This is a genomic window from Rhizobium gallicum bv. gallicum R602sp (assembly GCF_000816845.1).
Taxonomy (GTDB): domain Bacteria; phylum Pseudomonadota; class Alphaproteobacteria; order Rhizobiales; family Rhizobiaceae; genus Rhizobium; species Rhizobium gallicum.
In genome coordinates, this window is record NZ_CP006879.1 from 168,935 (window position 1) to 187,566 (window position 18,632).

18 protein-coding genes and 6 pseudogenes are annotated in these 18,632 nt (G+C 57.8%); 17 read left to right on the top strand and 7 right to left on the bottom strand.

Annotated elements, in window-relative coordinates; all coding sequences use genetic code 11:
* Positions 1-10: 10 nt before the first annotated feature.
* Positions 11-472, bottom strand: coding sequence for a pseudoazurin (locus RGR602_RS21775; protein WP_040114199.1), 462 nt, complete (start codon positions 470-472; stop codon positions 11-13).
* Positions 473-677: 205 nt separating this feature from the next.
* Here RGR602_RS21775 and RGR602_RS39810 point away from each other — a divergent pair.
* Both RGR602_RS39810 and RGR602_RS39815 read left to right on the top strand, forming a co-directional pair.
* Positions 678-901, top strand: a pseudogene (locus RGR602_RS39810) (DUF1612 domain-containing protein); the annotation flags it as partial.
* Between the two features lie 87 nt (positions 902-988).
* Positions 989-1,102 (top strand): helix-turn-helix domain-containing protein, encoded by a 114-nt coding sequence (locus RGR602_RS39815; protein ID WP_376773776.1) that lies wholly within the window; start codon positions 989-991, stop codon positions 1,100-1,102.
* Between the two features lie 101 nt (positions 1,103-1,203).
* Here RGR602_RS39815 and RGR602_RS21785 read toward each other — a convergent pair whose 3' ends face one another.
* On the bottom strand, positions 1,204-1,452 hold the full coding sequence (locus RGR602_RS21785) for a hypothetical protein (RefSeq protein ID WP_246703712.1): 249 nt from the start codon (positions 1,450-1,452) through the stop codon (positions 1,204-1,206).
* Between the two features lie 303 nt (positions 1,453-1,755).
* Here RGR602_RS21785 and RGR602_RS21790 point away from each other — a divergent pair, with 303 nt between their 5' ends.
* From RGR602_RS21790 to RGR602_RS38610, 6 genes and pseudogenes are all read left to right on the top strand, one after another.
* Entirely contained in the window at positions 1,756-2,724 is a 969-nt protein-coding gene (locus RGR602_RS21790) for a LysR family transcriptional regulator (protein ID WP_040114200.1), read from the top strand.
* Positions 2,725-3,181: 457 nt separating this feature from the next.
* A pseudogene (gene nifH, locus RGR602_RS36095) lies at positions 3,182-3,298 on the top strand (nitrogenase reductase); the annotation flags it as partial.
* Positions 3,299-3,302: 4 nt separating this feature from the next.
* Positions 3,303-3,715, top strand: a pseudogene (gene nifX / locus RGR602_RS21800) (nitrogen fixation protein NifX); the annotation flags it as partial.
* A gap of 25 nt (positions 3,716-3,740) precedes the next feature.
* A pseudogene (locus RGR602_RS38605) lies at positions 3,741-4,198 on the top strand (IS110 family transposase); the annotation flags it as partial.
* Positions 4,146-5,237 (top strand): annotated as a pseudogene (locus tag RGR602_RS21810) (IS110 family RNA-guided transposase). The pseudogenes RGR602_RS38605 and RGR602_RS21810, both read left to right, overlap by 53 nt.
* Positions 5,238-5,491: 254 nt before the next feature.
* Positions 5,492-5,728 (top strand): annotated as a pseudogene (locus tag RGR602_RS38610) (DUF269 domain-containing protein); the annotation flags it as partial.
* Positions 5,729-5,777: 49 nt separating this feature from the next.
* Here the strand turns inward: RGR602_RS38610 and RGR602_RS38615 are convergent.
* The 4 genes from RGR602_RS38615 to RGR602_RS39820 all read right to left on the bottom strand — a co-directional run bounded on the left by RGR602_RS38615 (position 5,778) and on the right by RGR602_RS39820 (position 6,887).
* Entirely contained in the window at positions 5,778-5,987 is a 210-nt protein-coding gene (locus RGR602_RS38615; protein WP_223844079.1) for a hypothetical protein, read from the bottom strand.
* A 277-nt stretch (positions 5,988-6,264) separates the two neighbouring features.
* Positions 6,265-6,576 carry a ferredoxin III, nif-specific gene (fdxB, locus tag RGR602_RS36105; protein ID WP_082046641.1) on the bottom strand — a complete coding sequence of 104 codons (312 nt, stop codon included), beginning with the start codon at positions 6,574-6,576 and terminating at the stop codon, positions 6,265-6,267.
* Complete coding sequence (locus RGR602_RS21820; RefSeq protein ID WP_040114203.1) at positions 6,576-6,776, bottom strand: CCE_0567 family metalloprotein; 201 nt, start codon at positions 6,774-6,776, stop codon at positions 6,576-6,578. The genes fdxB and RGR602_RS21820 overlap by 1 nt, the downstream gene beginning before the upstream one ends.
* A gap of 24 nt (positions 6,777-6,800) precedes the next feature.
* Positions 6,801-6,887: a hypothetical protein gene (locus RGR602_RS39820; RefSeq protein ID WP_376773777.1), complete on the bottom strand. Its 87-nt coding sequence runs from the start codon at positions 6,885-6,887 to the stop codon at positions 6,801-6,803.
* A 456-nt stretch (positions 6,888-7,343) separates the two neighbouring features.
* On the opposite strand from RGR602_RS39820, the gene ccoN reads away from it, so the two are divergent.
* From ccoN to RGR602_RS21865, 9 genes are all read left to right on the top strand, one after another.
* Positions 7,344-8,960, top strand: a complete 1,617-nt coding sequence (ccoN, locus tag RGR602_RS21825; protein WP_040114204.1) for a cytochrome-c oxidase, cbb3-type subunit I — start codon at positions 7,344-7,346, stop codon at positions 8,958-8,960.
* Between the two features lie 11 nt (positions 8,961-8,971).
* Positions 8,972-9,703 carry a cytochrome-c oxidase, cbb3-type subunit II gene (gene ccoO, locus RGR602_RS21830; RefSeq protein WP_040114205.1) on the top strand — a complete coding sequence of 244 codons (732 nt, stop codon included), beginning with the start codon at positions 8,972-8,974 and terminating at the stop codon, positions 9,701-9,703.
* An 8-nt stretch (positions 9,704-9,711) separates the two neighbouring features.
* Positions 9,712-9,864: a CcoQ/FixQ family Cbb3-type cytochrome c oxidase assembly chaperone gene (locus tag RGR602_RS21835; protein WP_040114206.1), complete on the top strand. Its 153-nt coding sequence runs from the start codon at positions 9,712-9,714 to the stop codon at positions 9,862-9,864.
* 1 nt (position 9,865) lies between these two features.
* Positions 9,866-10,729 carry a cytochrome-c oxidase, cbb3-type subunit III gene (gene ccoP, locus RGR602_RS21840; protein WP_040114207.1) on the top strand — a complete coding sequence of 288 codons (864 nt, stop codon included), beginning with the start codon at positions 9,866-9,868 and terminating at the stop codon, positions 10,727-10,729.
* A 373-nt stretch (positions 10,730-11,102) separates the two neighbouring features.
* The gene (gene ccoG / locus RGR602_RS21845; protein WP_040114208.1) at positions 11,103-12,677 is read left to right on the top strand and encodes a cytochrome c oxidase accessory protein CcoG; all 1,575 of its coding nucleotides are present in this window, start codon (positions 11,103-11,105) and stop codon (positions 12,675-12,677) included.
* Positions 12,674-13,168 (top strand): FixH family protein, encoded by a 495-nt coding sequence (locus tag RGR602_RS21850; RefSeq protein ID WP_040114209.1) that lies wholly within the window; start codon positions 12,674-12,676, stop codon positions 13,166-13,168. The genes ccoG and RGR602_RS21850 overlap by 4 nt, the downstream gene beginning before the upstream one ends.
* Positions 13,165-15,408, top strand: a complete 2,244-nt coding sequence (locus tag RGR602_RS21855) for a cation-translocating P-type ATPase (protein WP_052451691.1) — start codon at positions 13,165-13,167, stop codon at positions 15,406-15,408. Before RGR602_RS21850 ends, RGR602_RS21855 begins: the two co-directional genes overlap by 4 nt.
* 47 nt (positions 15,409-15,455) lie before the next feature.
* Positions 15,456-15,605, top strand: coding sequence for a cbb3-type cytochrome oxidase assembly protein CcoS (ccoS, locus tag RGR602_RS21860; RefSeq protein WP_040114210.1), 150 nt, complete (start codon positions 15,456-15,458; stop codon positions 15,603-15,605).
* A 469-nt stretch (positions 15,606-16,074) separates the two neighbouring features.
* The gene (locus RGR602_RS21865) at positions 16,075-16,758 is read left to right on the top strand and encodes an OmpW/AlkL family protein (protein WP_040114211.1); all 684 of its coding nucleotides are present in this window, start codon (positions 16,075-16,077) and stop codon (positions 16,756-16,758) included.
* 315 nt (positions 16,759-17,073) lie between these two features.
* On the opposite strand, the gene hemN is transcribed toward RGR602_RS21865, so the two are convergent.
* Positions 17,074-18,426 (bottom strand): oxygen-independent coproporphyrinogen III oxidase, encoded by a 1,353-nt coding sequence (gene hemN, locus RGR602_RS21870; protein WP_040114212.1) that lies wholly within the window; start codon positions 18,424-18,426, stop codon positions 17,074-17,076.
* Between the last annotated feature and the right edge of the window lie 206 nt (positions 18,427-18,632).

Consider the following 18,632-nt stretch of genomic DNA (forward strand, 5'->3'; position numbering starts at 1 on the left):
TGCAAGCAATCTATTGTTCGCTCGGCCCTTTCTTATCTGCACGCATGAGGTGCGCATCAAGGCGCTTGCGCACCAGATTTGGAAGTTTAGCAGTCTTAATGGCGTCGAGATCGGCGGGGTTATCGCCAACCTCAATGAGTGCCACCATTCCCATACCTGCATGCGGCGTGCATTTCACAACATAGGCGCCCGGAATGTCGAATTTTGTCCGATATTCTTCGTTCGCTTTGGATTTGAATTCGGGCGCTCCGTTGGGGATCAAACCTTTGTAGGTTTCGACATTGTGGCCCTTGTCAACGGGTATGAAGGTGACGGTGTCGCCGGGTGTGATCTTCACAAATCCCGGTTCGAAGGCCATTGCGCCGTCGGCGCCTTTGTTGAGCATCCGGATCTGGTGATCCGCCGCCATGAGTGGCATCGCCGAAGAGGCCAGCGCTGCCGTTGCAACGATCGGACCGATTTTAAAACGCATTTCCTATCTCCTGTTTGCAAGGCCCTCAGCGCCCGACTTTAGGTGCGGACCGGCAGATATTCTTTGAGATTGAGCAAATTCTGGTTCAATTCTTGAGGGCGAGCGGCAAAGCGAGCTCCCGGGCCGGCGATTGTCTCCTCTCGAATGCGGTGTTCTTGCGCCTCCACCTGTCCCGGCTCGCGTTGTCGTTGGGAGCTTACAGGTTTTGCAGCACGCGCCCTGGCTCGGACGGCTGCTGGCGGCCGCTGCGTTGCGAGAGGCAGGACACACGACGGCGGTGCATCTCGCCGCCGTCAATCTCGGCCTCAAATCCATTGTCGGCATCGCGCTCGCGACACAAGGCTGCTGGCGATCGTCAATGGCATCATCGCGGCGGCCGAGCTTGGCCTCAAGGAGCATGACCGGCTGGCGCTCGCAAAACGGATGATGGAGTGGCGCTTGGTCGGCCGGCGCTCGTCCTCCAATCTGCCGGGCCTGATCGAGCTCGTGGTTTCGTGGCCCCTGGTCTCGGCCGGCATGGTCGCCGAGACCCTCAAAATAGCGCCGCGGGCGGCGGTCAGGATCATCGAGGAACTGGGATTGAGGGAGATGACGGGCAGGGGGAGGTTTCGGGCGTGGGGGGTGCTGTAGCCGGGCGCAGCTCTCGATGAAATGCCTTGACGAGGCGCATGGTCAGCGGAAGGGTGCTCAAGGCCTCTGGTGTGCTCCTCGCCGCTGCACGATTGTCTTGCTCAATATTCGCCTGTTGATTTTTTGCTTCCAGTGAAGCTGTGCCGGCGAGAGCTTTCTTGTGAGTTCGTCTGCTTCAGGAAGCGGTACTCCTTCTCATCGTAGAGGTAGCCCATGCGGTAAGCATGCTCGATGAGATCATTATTGGCATTGGCGGAAGGATCCGCCTGAATCCGCTTCAGGCCTTCGAAGAGGTTGCCGGTGTCAATTCCGGCGAATATGCCAGGCCGTTGGTTTGTCCAAAGCCGCATCCCAGAGAACGTGTTGCCGCCGATGCAGCCTCTCAGCAGCTTCTGCTAACGCAAATGGTTTGAATCCTGTAACGCCGAGATGGACTCACCCTGCACAACGACGGGGACTTGTAAGGACAATAATACTTGCAACAAGCTGCAGCCGGTCGCTCTGGAATGCATTTATACAACTGCGTCACAACCTGCAAAAGGTAAAGACTACCGAAACACGAAAGTAATCGGGCTTGATTCTGTCAATTATATTACTTTAATAGGAAAGGCTTGGCCGTCAGGCGTTCTAGCGTTACAGACAGAGACAAATCTATGCGTTTTAAAGGTCTTGATCTTAACCTTCTCGTCGCGCTCGACGCGCTGATGACGGAGCGAAACCTTACCGCTGCTGCACGTAGCATCAACCTCAGCCAGCCTGCGATGAGCGCGGCGGTTGCCAGGCTACGAACATATTTTCGAGACGAGCTCTTCATGATGGCGGGCCGCGAGCTCGTCCCGACGCCTCGGGCCGAAGGGCTTGCTGCGTCCGTGCGTGAAGCGTTGTTGCACATTCAGCTATCCGTTATTTCAGGGCAGCCTTTCGATCCCGCCCAAAGCGAACGTCGGTTCAGAGTGATTCTGTCCGACTACGTCACGCTGGTATTCATCGAGAAGGTCGTCGAGCGGGTAGCGCGAGAGGCTCCCGGCGTGGGTTTTGAATTCATGCAGATCGCGGAAGATTTCGAGGAGCTCCTACAGCGCGGCGACGTTGATTTTCTGATTATGCCTGAGCCATTCATGTCGAAGCACCCCCGCGCAGAGCTTTTCGACGATGTCTTTGTATGCGTGGCTTGCGAAGGAAACGGCCGCATCAGCGAATCTTTCTCCTTCGATCAGTACATGTCGATGGGGCATGTGGTCGTCAAATTCGGCTGTTCCCTGAAACCTGCTGCTGATGACTGGTATTTGCGCGAACGCGGTTACTCGAGGCGCGTAGAGGTCGTGGTTCAGTCTTTCAGCATGATACCGGCGATGCTCTCTGGAACGGCTCGTATCGGAACGATGCCTTTACGACTTGCTCAGCATTGGGCGAAGACGACGCCACTGCGGATACTGGATCTACCGCTACCGATACCAACGCTGACGGAGGCAGTTCAGTGGCCGATGCTTCACAATACCGATCCTGCCAGCCTCTGGATGCGTCAGACGCTTCTTCAAGAGGCCGCAAGAATGGCACCGTTTAAGCAGGCGTTTCCCGCGCTCGCGCGGCAGTCCGTGTGCCTAGAAAGCACAGCCGCCTGACCACCTCTCGAAGGCCGCGCTTTAGCGCTCGTTCCCGGGCATTCTCAACATGAGCGAATGTCTAGAGCCGGAGCTGGTCGAACGCGACGTCAGTGCCGACGCGGCCCCCCGAACAGCAGAAACACCCGTCGTGTGCGATAGCCATAATCTGGACGACAGAACGATCCAGCCGCTTTGCTTGACGCTCGTGATTGAGCAGGAAGCGTAGAGGCGAAAGTCTTAGCTCCGCTGGTCATGCTTTCGAAGCAATCTTTTCGAAAGACGGGTACGCTCCAAACAATTGTGTCCATTTTGTCCGTCCTGCGACAGCCAGTTGTTCGCAATACGGCTGAAAACATCTTTTGGATCGCTCTTGAAGCTGATCTTGCAGGTGGCACACGTTTTGAAACGCTGCGAGCGGGCGGCGTGAGCTGCCGACCGCACGCCAAAAACCGATGGAACGAAAAAGGAAGACAAGATGTCAGATTTGCGTCAGATCGCATTCTACGGCAAAGTGGGGATCGGCAAGTCCACCACCTCCCAGAATACGCTAGCGGCCCTCGTCGATCTTGGGCAGAAAATTCTCATCGTAGGTTGACACCGCGAGGCTCTTTGCCGTCTATGACGTTGGACCGACGGGCTGGGAAATCGCCGAGGTGGTTGATTTTGACGATGGGTCACACGAAACAGGAAAACAGGCAGACGAGGGCGACAGCCGTATCGGTACAAGGGTGGAAGCGCTGAAAGGCTGTCACCTGCTATTCTGCCAGGCGATCGGCGGCCCCTCCGCCGCGAGGGTCGTCGCAGCAAAAATTCACCCAATCAAGGTTCCGGAGCCAGTCGTATCGAAGATGTACTGCTGCGCACTCAGATGATGCTGAAAACCGCGCCCCCGCCATGGTTGAGGAAGGCATTAGCCGATGCCGGCATGGGCATCCCGAAGCCCCTCTTCGCGAAGAAGACTGAAAGGAGATCCCATGGGTGCACGACGGCCGACGTTTTTGCAGAATGAGTGGCCGTAACTTAACGCACTTATTGTGAGGCCCCGATGTTTAAGACCGAAAAAGCCGCGATCGCCATTCAATCTTGGTGCAGTCTTCGTTTCCCTGGAGCTGAGTCGTTCGATCCGGCTGATCACGTCGCTGTCGCCGGGGAACGGTGAGAGGATGTCGAAACACTCTTTGAGGGCAGGAGACGTCGCCGGATTGTTTGGTCTGCTTTCGAAGCTGCGGGAGAGATGCCGGGCCAAAACTAGGAATGACTGTCCTATCGTCACCATTCAGGAAGCCGGGCTCGACGGCTTCTGGATCCATCACGTGCTTGAGAAGGAGGGGACGAAAGTCATGTCGTGGATGCAGCGTCGATTGCGACATCGCGCCGCCACCGACGGGTGAAGACGGATCGCATCGATGGCGAAGCGCTGCTTCGGGTCCTGATGGCGTATAAGAGAGGAGAGCCACGCGTGTGCTCAATGGCACGGGCACCATCGCCTCGATTACCACAAATCCTACAGCCACCTGGTGGTGCAGGACAGCGCCGGCAAGACGCTCCGATCCGGCCGCGTGAAGAACGATCGCCAGTCGCTGGGCGGCTTCCTTGAGCGCTACCGCGAGAACTCGCATGCCGTTGTCGAGGCCACGCGCAACTGGATGTGATGTACGACTGGCTCGACGACATTTGTGATGATGTCGTTCTCGCCCATCCCTGGAAGGTCAAGGCGATCGCCGACGCCAAGATCAAGACCGACAAGATCGATGCGACGGTGCTGGCGCATCTGCTTAGAGCCGACCTGGTGCCGGAAGCTTGGGCACCCGGCGAACGCGCAAGAGAGCTGCGCGTCGCGCTGCGCGAGCGGATGTTTTACGTGCGACTGCGGACGATGACCAAAAACTGCATTGTCACGGTGTTCGACCGTTACCCGGAGCAGACGGCACTGCTAAAGGAGCTCGGCGACCTGTTCGGCAAGGCCGGCCGCATTCAGCTGGCGCAGGTCAACGTCTCAGAGATCGACCGCGTCCAGATTGACCGGGGCCTCGACTTCATCGCCGACATCGATGTGCGGATCAAGCAGTCGGAAGCAACGATCCGGACGATTGACCAGGGCCAATACCAATGTGAGACTGTCGAAGACGGTCCCCGGCATTGGCGAGTTCTTCGCCCGGCTGATCGATGCGGAGATCAACGACCTATCGCGGTTTCGCAACCCGAAGAAGCTGGCCGCCTATGCCGGACTGGTGCCGTCCACCTATTCTTCCGGCGGCAAGACGTTCGACGGCAAGATCATCAAGCAGGGCAACAAGTGGCTACGCTGGGCGTTCGTCGAGGCGGTTTCTCCCGCCATCGCCACTGATCCGCAGCTTCGCGCCCAGTATGAACACTTGAAGATCAGAGGAGTGAACAAGGCGCGTGTTGCCATCGCGCGCAAGCTTTTGACGATCGCCTTCCAGATCCTGCGGGACCAGCGCGCTTATGAGCCGCGCGGCATCGGCACCACCACCACGGAAGGCGCATCGACGATATCCCGGTTGTCCTGATCGGCCTCTAGCGAGCCCGGCAGGACTGGGCTGCGCTCCTCAGGGAGAAGGGAACCGGGAGCCGAACGCCACTCTGTGACCGAAGCCACAGGCATCGGGTCACGGATTGGAGACTGGTTCGAGAACCGCAGGACGCAAACAACGCTGTCCAGCGGACGGAAAAGACTCAGCCCATCGGCGCAAATGCCGGTCAGACCATAACCGACCCAAGGAAAGCCGCCAGTTGAAGGCGTAACCCGATAGCGGGCCCCTTCATGGAATGCTTGGTTCGCCTCGTGCAAGAGGAGCTTCTGTCCGATTTTGTTGTGACGAAGGAACAGCGTCGCGGAATGGCGATCATTGGCGATCCTGATCCGGACGTGCTTGCCAGGCTTCAAATTTTCTACACCTGCGTGGCGCTCGGAATGGAGGAACGTACCTGCCTCCAAATATCTTCGTTGATGACAATGAACCACGAGGGGTTCGGGCGTGTCGTTCTAACGACAGGACGGGGCGTCGCGCAACAGGGCAAGACAGTCGGGCGGTACTCGCTAATGGCGATCAAAGCGCATAGTCCGCAGAATCACGTTCGAGAGCAACTTGCGGACTTGCGCCAATCCCGTCGAACAGCAGGCCCGCGACGGAAGGGTAGTCGCGGAACCAGCGCTGTTTGCAAGTCGGCAAGGCGGCAGGCCCAAGAACCTTGACCTCAAGTATGTCAGGTTTCCGGCGTTCGGTGGAGGTGGAGGACGTTTGATCCATTGATGCCATCATGACCTCTCCTTCGCAGCTCTTCAGCTGCCTTCACGCTTGCTGGATAAACCGGTCTTGGATGGCAAAAATCAGCGTTGCCTGACCGATATACGGCATACACGAGGCTGATGAAGTAGGCGACCTGGACTACCAAAAATTCTGGAAGCAGAACGAAAATCGTCCGAGTTATGGACAGTGAGGCTGCGTATGCTGAACCTCCACTCACGATGATAATCAGCAGCAGGATACGAAAAAATGCTCGAAAGGACACGATAAACTCTCCTAATCATGCGTATCAGTGATCGACTCTTGAAGCGCCGACGTGGGTTTGACAGTTCTTTGGGCAGACACGCGCGCAGTCTCCACAGCCAAGGCAGCGCCCTGGCTGGTGGACGACCATAATCATACGATTTAGCTGATCATCTAAATCATCATCTTCGGACACCTCGAAGATCTCCCCCAGTTCGTCGACCCCGTGAAGACGCATCCCTTGTCGTGAGCAGACCTTGAAGCAGCGCCCGCATCCAATGCAGGTAACCGCATCGATGCAAGTCAGGTATTGAGGTTCCCAGCTTGAACCATCGCGCGTGAGGAATGGTCCTGTCATCACGACTTCTCCGAAATCGAAAGCCTTTTTCGTGCGGCGTCCAACTCTGCGAAAACATCGAATGTCTTTTCGGCCACGACCTTGATGTAGGTCCAGCGAACCGGGAGGTCCTCAGCCAGGTCATGCAGCTCCAGCTTCGCCGATGCGGCGCGGAACTGCAACTTGCGTACAATTTTGAGCTGCTCATCAAGGTTCACCATGGTTCCCTCATTTTACGTCGAACGTTATGCCCGCGCCACATCCGGAAAAGCAAAGATGATTTTCATGGCATCGTCGAGAAACCCCTCACCGCATCTCGATAGCTCTTGCAGGGAGCCGAAACCAAAGCGATGGACATCGCGGTAGTGTCTTCGACAATATCACCAGAGGCATTTCCTATCTCCTGTTTGCAAGGCCCTCAGCGCCCGACTTTAGGTGCGGACCGGCAGATATTCTTTGAGATTGAGCAAATTCTGGTTCAATTCTTGAGGGCGAGCGGCAAAGTGAGCTCCCGGGCCGGCTATTGTCTCCTCTCGAATGCGGTGTTCTTGCGCCTCCACCTGTCCCGGCTCGCGTTGTCGTTGGGAGCTTTCGGAATGCGACCCTCACGCAACAGCCATCGGCTTGAAAAGCGCGATTGTCTGTAACCAAAGTCAGCAGAGCGGGAAAACCTGTAGCGTTCGTTGATATGGATCAACGACTTGTTGCCCCTCTCGTGGGAACTGTTCCCACGTGGCAAGAAAGACGGCCGTCCATGGCGCGGTCGTCTGCGGCTTGGAGGCCATGACATGAATTACCCCGCTGAAACCGTGTTGGTTGCGGTTGGCGCTTTCTTGGCACTGGTTGGTGCCGGAGCCGCTCATGATCAGCTTTTTGCGGCCCACATGGGGGTCCTGTTCTTCTGCCTCCTGGCAGGCACAGTGTTGCTGCTGCTGCGGGTTGATTTTTCGCCAGGGGGAGCTCGCGTCAAGGCCGGATCGGGGCCCTATTTTGACGAGGTTATCCGGTATGGATTGATCGCCACCGTCTTTTGGGGCGTGATCGGCTTCCTGGCAGGTGTCGTCATCGCCCTCCAACTTGCCTTTCCTGATTTGAATGTTGCGCCACATTTTAACTTTGGTCGGCTCCGCCCCGTTCATACCTCCGCCGTCATTTTCGCGTTTGGCGGCAATGCTTTAATAATGACTTCCTTCTACGTCGTGCAGCGTACCTGTCGGGCCCGCCTCTTCGGCGGCAATCTCGGCTGGTTCGTATTTTGGGGCTACCAGCTCTTCATCGTCATGGCCGCGACCGGCTACCTCCTGGGGATCACCGAGGGGCGGGAATATGCGGAGCCCGAATGGTATGTCGATGTCTGGCTAACCCTTGTTTGGGTTGCCTATCTCGTCGCCTTTCTGGGAACGATCCTGAAGCGCAAGGAACCGCATATCTACGTTGCGAACTGGTTCTACCTGAGCTTCATCGTCACGATCGCCATGTTGCACGTCGTCAACAATCTGGCCGTGCCGGTCTCTTTCCTCGGTTCGAAGAGCTATTCGCTTTCTTCGGGCGTGCAGGACGCTCTGACCCAGTGGTGGTACGGCCATAACGCGGTTGGCTTCTTCCTGACTGCCGGCTTCCTGGGCATGATGTATTATTTCGTGCCGAAGCAGGCCAACCGCCCGGTCTATTCCTATCGCCTGTCGATCATCCACTTCTGGGCCTTGATCTTCATGTATATCTGGGCCGGTCCGCATCATCTGCACTACACCGCGCTGCCGGATTGGGCGCAGACGCTCGGCATGGTCTTCTCCATCATGCTCTGGATGCCCTCGTGGGGCGGTATGATCAACGGTATAATGACGTTATCGGGCGCCTGGGACAAGATCCGCACAGACCCGATCATCCGCATGATGATCATGGCAATCGCCTTTTATGGGATGTCGACCTTCGAGGGTCCGATGATGGCGGTCAAGACAGTCAATTCCCTCAGCCACTACACGGAATGGACGATTGGCCATGTTCATTCAGGGGCGCTCGGCTGGGTCGGCATGATCACGTTCGGCGCAATCTACTATCTGACGCCGAAGCTGTGGGGTCGCGAGCGGCTTTACAGCCTTCGCATGGTCAACTGGCACTTCTGGCTCGCCACCCTCGGCATCGTCATCTACGCGGTCGCCCTTTGGGTCGCCGGTATCCAGCAGGGTCTCATGTGGCGCGAGTACAATACCCAAGGCTTCCTGGTCTATTCCTTCGCCGAGACTGTCGCAGCGATGTTCCCTTACTACCTGCTGCGCGCCGTCGGTGGCGGCCTTTATCTGGCCGGCGGCGTGGTCATGGCCGTCAACGTCACCATGACCATCCGCGGACACCAGCGCGACGAAGCCGCCATCCCCGGGGCGTTCATCACCCACGCCGGAGAGTGAGGTAAAACAAGATGTCCATCCTGGAAAAACATCAGATCCTTGAGAAAAATGCCACGCTGCTGCTCGTAGCGTCTCTCCTGGTTGTCAGTATTGGCGGCATGGTTGAGATCGCACCGCTGTTCTATCTCCAGAACACGATCGAGAAGGTGGAGGGCATGCGGCCCTATATGCCGCTCGAGCTCGCCGGACGAAACATCTACGTGCGCGAGGGCTGCTACGTCTGCCACAGCCAGATGATCCGACCATTCCGCGACGAAGTGGAACGCTACGGACATTATTCGCTCGCAGCCGAATCCATGTACGACCATCCCTTCCAATGGGGTTCGAAGCGCACGGGGCCTGACCTCGCCAGGGTGGGCGGTCGTTATTCGAACGAATGGCATGTGCAGCATCTGTCCGATCCGCGCGCCGTCGTCCCGGAATCGATCATGCCAAGCTACGCCTTCCTCAAAGACAGGGAGGTGACGGTCAAGAACATCGCCATGGATCTGAAGGCCAACGAAGACGTGGGTGTGCCCTATACCGACGACATGCTGGCAAACGCCGAAGCCGACATGCGGGCTCAAGCCGATCCGAACGCCGACACGACCGATTTGCTTGCGCGCTACCCGAAAGCAAAGGTGGGTGACTTCGACGGCGATCCCTCAAGGCTGACGGAGATGGATGCACTGATCTCGTATCTCCAGATGCTCGGCACCCTGGTTGATTTTTCGACGTACGACGACGCGACCGGCTATCGATGAGGATCACCATGGAAACCTACGACGCAATACGTCACTTCGCCGACAGTTGGGGTCTTCTGGCAATGGCGGTGTTCTTTGTGGGCGCGCTCTTTTTCATCCTCCGGCCCGGCAGCAAACAGATCGCTGACGACGCCGCGATCATACCGCTGAAGGATGAATGAGATGACGGAGAAACACATTGACGAGATAAGCGGCGTCGAGACGACCGGTCACGAATGGGACGGAATCCGAGAGCTCAACAATCCCATGCCGCGTTGGTGGATCTGGACGTTTTACGCCACCATTCTATGGGCGATCGGTTATGCGTTCGCGTATCCGTCGATACCGATGATCAAGGAAACGACAAAGGGCCTGCTCGGCTTCTCCAGCCGCGCGGAGCTGCAGCAGCAAGTGCAACTGGCAAAGGCTGTTCAGACGCAGTTCGAGCAGCAGATCGCCGCAAAGACCGTAGCGGAAATTGACGCGGATCCGTCTCTGCGCGAATTGGCCATCGCAGGCGGTGCGTCTGCTTTCAAAGTCAACTGCGCCCCGTGCCATGGTTCGGGTGCGACAGGTGGGCCGGGTTTTCCGAACCTGAACGACGACGATTGGCTCTGGGGCGGCGATCTTACCGCCATTCAACAGACTGTCGCTCACGGCATCCGCTTTGACGCGGATCCCGAGACGCGCGTGTCGGAGATGCCCGCCTTCGGTGACGTGCTCGAAACCACGCAGATACGACAGGTTGCCGCTTATGTGTGGGGCCTGACGAACACACCTTTAAATCCGGCATTGGCGGAAGCCGGAAAGCAGGTTTTCATCGACAATTGCGCCGTCTGTCACGGTGAAGATGAAAAGGGCAAGCAGGAGATGGGTGCACCGAATCTCGCCGACGCCATCTGGCTCAAGGGGCGGGGGGAGGGGGCGATCATCCGCCAGGTGACCGCGCCCAAACACGGCGTCATGCCGGCGTGGTCGGACCGCTTGGGCGGCGCCGTCGTGAAGGAACTGACGGTGTTTGTTCGTTCGCTGGGCGGGGGGAAATAGGAAGAAAGAAGAACAGCCAACCATATCACCATCCTCTACACGTCCTATGTGCAATGCCGCGCGGTCGTTCGCCAACGTGTTTGCGATCAAGCAACGCCGTTGCCTTTGGCGCGGGAAGAAGGCCACCGCGAAAAACGAGAAAGTTTCATCGCGAATTTGATTTCGATTAAAGACCGAAGCATCACAAGACGATATGGTCCGCGGCTGGAGGACGTTCCCTGCGGTTTCTCCCCGTAGTTCCTCCGAGCCACGCTCCGGGAGGGAGTGTGGCTCTTTTGGTTAAGCCGACGGCTTGTTCGTCTCTCCTTGATTTACGTCAAGAACGCTCGGCTCGTCGAATGCGAGATGAGGATCATCAATAGGATGGTAATCGATGAACCTCGACATTGCACCTGGCCCACCTGACGATCGCGTCGAACCGTCCGACGTCGAACAGGTCAGCACCCGGCGCAAGCGTCAGCCACTTTATGCGGCGCGAAAGAAGGTGTTTCCGAAGCGGGCGGAGGGTCGGTTCAGACGGTTCAAATGGATCGTCATGTTGATCACGCTTGGTGTCTATTGCGTTTCGCCATGGATCCGTTGGTACCGCGGGCCCTATGCTCCGGATCAGGCGATCCTCGTCGATCTGGCGTCCCGCCGCTTCTTCTTCTTTTTCATCGAGATATGGCCACAGGAATTCTACTATGTCGCTGGTCTATTGCTCATGGCCGGCTTCGGCCTCTTTCTGGTGACCTCTGCGGTGGGAAGAGCATGGTGTGGATACGCCTGTCCGCAGACCGTCTGGGTCGATCTCATTCTTGCCGTGGAGCATGCGATCGAAGGCGATCGTAACGCGCGCATCAAACTCGACGCAGCGCCCTGGACACTGGACAAGATTGTGAAGCGGGTTGCCAAGCATTCCATATGGCTGCTGATAGGTGCTGCTACAGGTGGCGCGTGGATATTCTATTTCGCGGACGCGCGCTCCCTGGCTTCCGCCCTGTTCAAAGGCGAGGCGCCGGCCGTTGCCTACGCAACCGTCGCCGTTCTCACCTCGGCCACCTACATTCTCGGCGGGCTGATGAGGGAACAGGTCTGCACCTTCATGTGTCCTTGGCCGCGCATACAGGGCGCTATGCTCGACGAAAACTCCCTTGTCGTCACCTATAACGACTGGCGCGGAGAGCCTCGTTCGCGTCATGCCAAGAAGGCCCAGGCATCGGGCCGGCTAGTCGGCGACTGCGTGGACTGCAATGCCTGCGTTGCGGTCTGTCCGATGGGCATCGACATCCGCAATGGCCAGCAGATGGAGTGCATAACTTGCGCCTTGTGCATCGATGCCTGCGATGGCGTGATGGACAAGCTCGCCAAGCCACGTGCTCTGGTCTCCTATGCGACACTGAGTGAGTATGCGGGCAACGTCATTCTTGCGACCGATGGCGGAAAGAACGTCGTGCAACCGAATCTCGTCCGAAACGCTGACGGAAGCTTTGTTGAGGGGATACGGCGCTTCAACTGCCGGGTGATCTTCAGGCCGCGTGTCCTTTTTTATGCGGCAATCTGGGCGTCGATCGGAATAGCCATGCTCGTGCATTTGGCGCTCCGAGAACGGCTGGCACTGAACGTGGTTCACGACCGAAATCCACAATATGTGCTGGAGTCGGATGGCTCGATCCGTAACGGCTATACGCTTCGCGTGCTCAACATGGTGCCGATGCCGAGGAGGATCGGTATCCGGCTCGAGGGTCTAGATGGCGCGACGATGAAAATCCCAGAATTCTCCAAGGCGGAGGGCCGGCGCTTCACCATTGAAGCGGACCCTGATGCGGCCACCACGTTCAAAGTGTTCGTAACGCGACAAGCCAAGGCCGCGGCCGTCAGCGAATTCCGGTTTGTCATAGAGGACGAAAATCATTCTGACCAGGCAACCTACCACGCCGCCTTCAACACGCCGGGAGCACCAAAATGAGGGACAAAGCCGCCGTCCATCGCACTTTCACCGGCCATCATATGCTCAACGTCATGGCCGCGTTCTTCGCCGTGGTGATTGGAGTGAACGTTATGATGGCAACGTTCGCGTCAAGGAGTTGGAGCGGGCTTGTGGTTAAAGACACCTATGTCGCAAGTCAGGAATTCAACAGCAAGGCCGCCGCGATGCGCGCAATGGCTGCGAGCGGCATCTCGGGCAACCTTTCTCTCAGCCATGACGTCATCCATTACGATATTCACAATCGCGACGGGTCGCCGGCAACGGTCCAGGATGTGACGGTGAGGTTCAGGAGGCCCGTCGGCGACCGTGAGGATTTCCAACTCGTCCTCACGAAGAAAAGCGAAGGCCGTTTCGAAGTGGAACATCACGTTCGGTCAGGCGACTGGATCGTTGAAATCATCTCACGGAAGAAGGATGTCACGGTGATGCAGGAAGCCGTGCGCATCGATATTGCGGAGTTCGGGCGATGACGTGCTGTACAATGGATGCGGAAGGCGTCATGGCCTTGGGCAACCATTCGGTCAGTGCCGAGGAGATCGCGCTGGCCAGCCACCCGCTTGCGGACGGATTGCGTCAATTGGACCTCAGTGTCCCAGACGTGCGCTGCGCAGTCTGCATTTCGACGATCGAGCGGGCTTTGCGCAAGCTTCCCTACGTGAAGTGCGCGCGGGTCAACCTGACGGCCCGGCGGGTCAGCTGTACCTATGTCGAGCGACTGGGGGATGTCGCCGTCGATCCAACCGGTATTCTGTCGGCGATTATGGGCGCAGGCCATCGCGTACATGTCTTCACTCCCACTTCGGTATTGGACCAGACCGATACCCAGCGCGACCAACTGTTGATGGCTGTCGCTGTCTCGGGCTTTGCGGCCGCAAACATCATGCTGCTGTCCATATCTGTCTGGTCCGGCGCGGAAGCGGCGACCCGCGACCTGTTCCACTGGATCTCGGCGGTGATCGCCGCTCCGGCGCTTGTCTATGCCGGGCGCTTCTTTTTCCAGTCCGCCTGGAATGGCTTGAAGCACGGGCGCACCAACATGGACGTGCCGATCTCGCTCGCGGTCATCCTATCCTATGCCGTATCGCTTTGGGAGGCTGTCCATCACGGCGAGCACACCTGGTTTGACGCCTCCGTGTCGCTGTTGTTCTTCCTGCTCATCGGCCGCACGCTCGACCACATCATGCGAGAAAAGGCGCGAGCTGCCATCAATAGCCTGGCGAGACTTGCGCCGCGCGGCGCCCTGATGATAGCCGCCGATGGCAGCAAGCGCTACACTGCCGTAAAGGACATCGGCATTGGTGACACCATCTTCATCGCTGCGGGCGAACGCTGCCCGATCGATGGCGTCGTGACCGTCGGCACGAGCGAGATGGATCTTTCCATCGTCACCGGAGAAAGCACGCCGGTCGCCGTTGCGGCCGGCGCGGAGGTGAGATCGGGCGCGATGAACCTCATGGCTTCGCTGACCATTCGCGCCACGAAGACGGCGGAAAATTCGCTGCTTGCGGAGATCATTAACCTTATGGAGGCGGCGGAAGGGGGAAGGGCGCGCTATCGCAGGATCGCCGACCGCGCCGCTGGCCTTTATGCTCCGGCGGTTCATTTGCTTGCGCTGGTTTCCTTTCTTGCCTGGGGTTTTGCTGGCGGCGATTGGAAGCACGCCATGCTTGTCGCGGTCGCGGTGCTGATCATCACCTGTCCCTGCGCGCTTGGCCTTGCTGTGCCGGTCGTGCAGATCGTTGCCGCAGGGAACCTGTTTCGCCGCGGCATCGTGATCAAGGACGGTTCCGCTTTAGAACGGCTCGCGGAAGTCGATGCTGTCGCGTTCGACAAGACCGGCACGTTGACATTTGGCCGGCCACGTCTCCTTGAGGTGATGGATGCAGGCCCAGAGGAAACGGCGATCGCAGCCGGTCTTGCGGCGCATTCCCGCCATCCGCTCTCTCAGGCATTGCTGCGTAGCGCCGGCAGCAACGCGCGCCGGTTTGACAGCGTTGTCGAGTTTGCGGGCGCCGGCCTTTGGGTCGATACCGCCGACGGCCTGTATCGTCTCGGCAAGATGGAGTTTGCTTGTTCTAATCCGACCCGCGAAAAAAAAGCGAGTGGTTCGCTTTCCGAGGTTGTGCTGTCGAGGAACGGCATCATACTTTCCCGCTTCTACTTTGAAGACACGCTTCGACCGGGAGCGGCTCGCGCCATTCGCGAGCTCGGTCGTGCGGGATTGCAAACGATGATCCTTTCGGGCGACCGGCAAGCCGTCGTAGAAGCGACGGCACGGGCATTGCATGTGGACCGGTCGATTGCGGAATTGAATCCGAAACAGAAAGTGGAAGAATGCGGCCGTTTAAGCGAGGCGGGCAGCAAGGTGATGATGGTTGGCGACGGCATCAACGACGCGCCGGCGCTGGCGGCGGCGCATGTGTCTATGGCTCCCGCGACCGCCTCCGACGTTGGCCGGCAGGCGGCAGACATCGTCTTCCTGGGCGAAGGCCTCGACGCTGTTCCCGCAGCCCTCCTGGTTGCTCGAAGAACGGCCGCTTTGATCCGCCAAAACTTCGCGCTTGCCATTGGCTACAATGTATTGGCCGTCCCGGTCGCGATCGCTGGCTATGCAACGCCACTGATCGCTGCTGTGGCGATGTCAACGTCTTCGCTCATTGTCGTGACCAATGCGCTGCGGCTCAACGGCTGGAAACGGCCAAGAAAATGAACACTTGATGTCGAGGATTTTGCCTCGCTGAAGAAGGTCTCGCTACCATGAGCATACTGATCTATCTCATTCCGCTCGCATTGTTCATGGGTGCGCTTGGCCTGCAAGCCTTTTTGTGGTCGCTAAAGAGCAGGCAGTACGATGATTTGGACGGGGCTTCATGCCGTATATTGGCCGATGATGACGATGCACCGTGAACCGCAAGCAGAAGCGCTGCCCTTGCTAATGGTAGCATGAGGTTCATCGCTGCCGCTGGTGCTGTTCGACTTTGGAGCCACTTTTTTTGCTGGCCGATCTGAAGCGTATGTCGCTCAGGTTTTGCAACCCGCGGTGTTGAAAGTGCGAAGTTCAACCGGCAAAGGCCCACGGCGTTTGCAGAAGGCCTTTCAATAATTTTCAATTGCCGCTATTTCGCAAAGGCGTGGGGAGGGGAGGAATGTCGACATGCGGCGATTTGCCGTCGGGTCAGCATTTGTGCGCCGGAGTTAAAAATGCGCGTACGCTGATATTGGAAATGATCGTCGATATTAGCGAGCGGATGAGAGATATCTGAGGCGAGGGCTAAGATTAGTTTAGTTTTCTCCATTTGATCCAGCTCAAATCACCACGCGCCAAACGGTGCTATTTCTCTCGACCGTTACGAAATTCGGATCAAAGGAGAGGAAAATGGAATCCGGCAACATCGTCCGCGTCATCATGACCGCCACAGCTTTGGCTGCCGCCTGTACCGCGGAAGCGGCGGAGCTGACGACCGCACAAAGTGCGGTGCCTGAATTTGCTGCAGGGGCAGGCCCGAGCCCGTGGCAGATACGCTTGCGGGCGCTCGACGTGATCACCAACGATTCCGGCAGCGTCGACGGATTGCCGGGTTCGGACCTTTCCTATTCGAACACGATCGTACCGGAATTCGACATCTCGTATTTCTTCAGCGAGAATATCGCTGCGGAACTCATCCTCGGCACAACTTACGCTAAGGTTTATGGCGGTGGCTCGATTTCAGCGCTCGACGAGGTCGGCAAGACATGGCTCCTGCCGCCAACGCTGACCCTACAATACCATTTCACCGATTTCGGCGCTTTTCGGCCCTATGTCGGCGCGGGCGTCAACTACACGGTGTTCTACAACCAATCCGGCAAGAGTGCCCGCAGCCTTGATGTAAAGAACACCTTCGGCGTCGCCTTGCAGGCCGGTTTCGACTATATGGTCGACGATCATTGGGGCGTGAACTTTGACGCGAAGAAAATCTTCCTGAGACCTGATTTCGATGCCAATGTCGGCGGCGCCGGCGTCAGCGGCAAGGCCAAGCTCGATCCATGGCTAATCGGCGCCGGCGTTACTTACCGTTTTTAATCACGTGAAATTCTGGGCGGCTCGAGTACCGATTGGTTCGACCTTTTCCTGAAAGCTACGAACTAGAGGATGTCGACCCTGTTCCAGATGATTGTGCGCAGGCGCACAGCTAACGCCAATGACCCTCCTATGCTGTCTTGAGCTGGGTGAGGGATTTATTGTCCCATTCCATTCCGGTCTTCTACATAAAGCAACAGTTCGCGATGTCTTGTGAATTGTTTGACAGTTCCCAGCACAACAGATCAAACCGGTTGGCAAGTTGGGGCAGGTCGCGAACCAGAGCCCGGCGTGGTTACGACAGTGCAGAGAGGAACCTCAAGCCGTCTTGCTGTAGTTCCGCGCCGATTGCAGCAGATAAGAATCGAAAGCGGCAGCAACGGCGCGGATCAGAAATCGCCCTTCTTCCCGCAAACGAATGACCCCGCCCGCGTTTTCAAGAATTCCGTCGCTTTCTAGCATGGTGAGCCTGTCATTATCGTCGACAAGTGCGCCAGAATCGAAGCCATGTTCGGCCGCGAGGGCCGGGATGTCGACTTGGAAGTCGCACATCAGGCGCTCGATGACGTTTGCTCGCAGCCGATCCTCGGCCGACAAGCGATAGCCTTTCATTATCGCAAAACGCCCGGATGCGATCCGTTGCGCGTAGTGACCGGGGAGTGCCTCGTTCTGGACGTAGCCGCCTGCCATGCGGCCAATCGCCGATGCACCGAAACCGATGAGCGTCTCACAGGCGTCGGTGGTGTAGCCCTGGAAGTTGCGATGCAGTTGGCCGTTTGCCTGTGCAACCGCTAGACTGTCTCCCGGCCAAGCGAAATGGTCGAGCCCAATGCGGCGATAGCCGGCTGCAAGAAGGTTTTCCGCGATCGCCTCCGCCTGGGCAACACGGCTTTCCGCGTTGGCGAGCGCGCCTTCGTCGATCAGTCGCTGATGCTTCTTGAAGGAAGGTACGTGCGCATAGCCGAAGACTGCGAAACGGTCAGGGCGCATCTGGATTGCGACCTTGGTCGTCTCGATGCAGGATTCGACCGTCTGGTGCGGCAGACCGTAGATAAGATCGAAATTGATGCTGTCGACGCCCGCCCGACGCAGGCGAGACACCGCCTGCATCGTCTGTTCATCGCTTTGAGTTCGGTTGATCGCCTTCTGCACCACCGGATCGAAGCTCTGCACCCCGAGACTTGCTCGGTGGACCCCCGCTTCCCCGAGAACCGCTGCCATCTCCTGCTCTAGCGTCCTCGGATCGATTTCCAACGCGATTTGGGTGGAACTGGTGAAACTGAAATGCTCGCGCAGAAGCCCAATCAGCCCCAGCATTTTTTTCGGCCCCATGATTGTCGGCGTTCCTCCACCGAAATGCAGATGGTCGATGTTGAGCGGCGCTTTCGTCCTTGCAGATACAAGGCATATCTCCTCGCGCAGCATTTGCAGGTAGTCGAGGATCGGCCGGTCGCCGCGCGTGATCGTCGTATGACAGCCGCAGTACCAGCACATCGACTGACAAAACGGTATGTGCACGTAAAGCGACGCCGGCTTTTCCAGCGGGATGGCGGCAAGCCAGTCGTTATAGGTGCTGGCATCAACATCGGGTGAGAAGCACGGCGATGTCGGGTAGCTCGTGTAGCGAGGCAGGCGCTCCTCGCCATATTTTACAACAAGAGCCGAATGCATGCTAAATCCTTCTCCAGAGGGCGGTTGTCGCATTCTATGCCCGCGCTTCGCATGGCTCTTTGATCGAAAACAAGGAGTGCTTCGGACTACTCGCGATTTATGCTCCGCGGTCGAGCGCGGACACATAGGCAAATGGCGGGATGACTGATGGCAGCAGCATGGTCTATGAAGAGCATTCGGCTCAATTGCGCTCTGCCAGTCGAGAG

What these genes read in the sequence shown, in the direction of transcription:
- RGR602_RS21850 (WP_040114209.1), top strand. Translation starts at nt 12,674, where the DNA reads ATGAGGGACAAAGCCGCCGTCCATCGCACTTTCACCGGCCATCATATG.
- ccoN (WP_040114204.1), top strand. Translation starts at nt 7,344, where the DNA reads ATGAATTACCCCGCTGAAACCGTGTTGGTTGCGGTTGGCGCTTTCTTG.
- RGR602_RS21835 (WP_040114206.1), top strand. Translation starts at nt 9,712, where the DNA reads ATGGAAACCTACGACGCAATACGTCACTTCGCCGACAGTTGGGGTCTT.
- RGR602_RS39815 (WP_376773776.1), top strand. Translation starts at nt 989, where the DNA reads ATGGTCGCCGAGACCCTCAAAATAGCGCCGCGGGCGGCGGTCAGGATC.
- ccoP (WP_040114207.1), top strand. Translation starts at nt 9,866, where the DNA reads ATGACGGAGAAACACATTGACGAGATAAGCGGCGTCGAGACGACCGGT.
- RGR602_RS21820 (WP_040114203.1), bottom strand. Translation starts at nt 6,776, where the DNA reads ATGGTGAACCTTGATGAGCAGCTCAAAATTGTACGCAAGTTGCAGTTC.
- hemN (WP_040114212.1), bottom strand. Translation starts at nt 18,426, where the DNA reads ATGCATTCGGCTCTTGTTGTAAAATATGGCGAGGAGCGCCTGCCTCGC.
- ccoG (WP_040114208.1), top strand. Translation starts at nt 11,103, where the DNA reads ATGAACCTCGACATTGCACCTGGCCCACCTGACGATCGCGTCGAACCG.
- ccoS (WP_040114210.1), top strand. Translation starts at nt 15,456, where the DNA reads ATGAGCATACTGATCTATCTCATTCCGCTCGCATTGTTCATGGGTGCG.
- RGR602_RS21785 (WP_246703712.1), bottom strand. Translation starts at nt 1,452, where the DNA reads ATGCGGCTTTGGACAAACCAACGGCCTGGCATATTCGCCGGAATTGAC.
- RGR602_RS21775 (WP_040114199.1), bottom strand. Translation starts at nt 472, where the DNA reads ATGCGTTTTAAAATCGGTCCGATCGTTGCAACGGCAGCGCTGGCCTCT.
- RGR602_RS21855 (WP_052451691.1), top strand. Translation starts at nt 13,165, where the DNA reads ATGACGTGCTGTACAATGGATGCGGAAGGCGTCATGGCCTTGGGCAAC.
- ccoO (WP_040114205.1), top strand. Translation starts at nt 8,972, where the DNA reads ATGTCCATCCTGGAAAAACATCAGATCCTTGAGAAAAATGCCACGCTG.
- RGR602_RS21790 (WP_040114200.1), top strand. Translation starts at nt 1,756, where the DNA reads ATGCGTTTTAAAGGTCTTGATCTTAACCTTCTCGTCGCGCTCGACGCG.
- RGR602_RS21865 (WP_040114211.1), top strand. Translation starts at nt 16,075, where the DNA reads ATGGAATCCGGCAACATCGTCCGCGTCATCATGACCGCCACAGCTTTG.
- fdxB (WP_082046641.1), bottom strand. Translation starts at nt 6,576, where the DNA reads ATGACAGGACCATTCCTCACGCGCGATGGTTCAAGCTGGGAACCTCAA.
- RGR602_RS38615 (WP_223844079.1), bottom strand. Translation starts at nt 5,987, where the DNA reads ATGGCATCAATGGATCAAACGTCCTCCACCTCCACCGAACGCCGGAAA.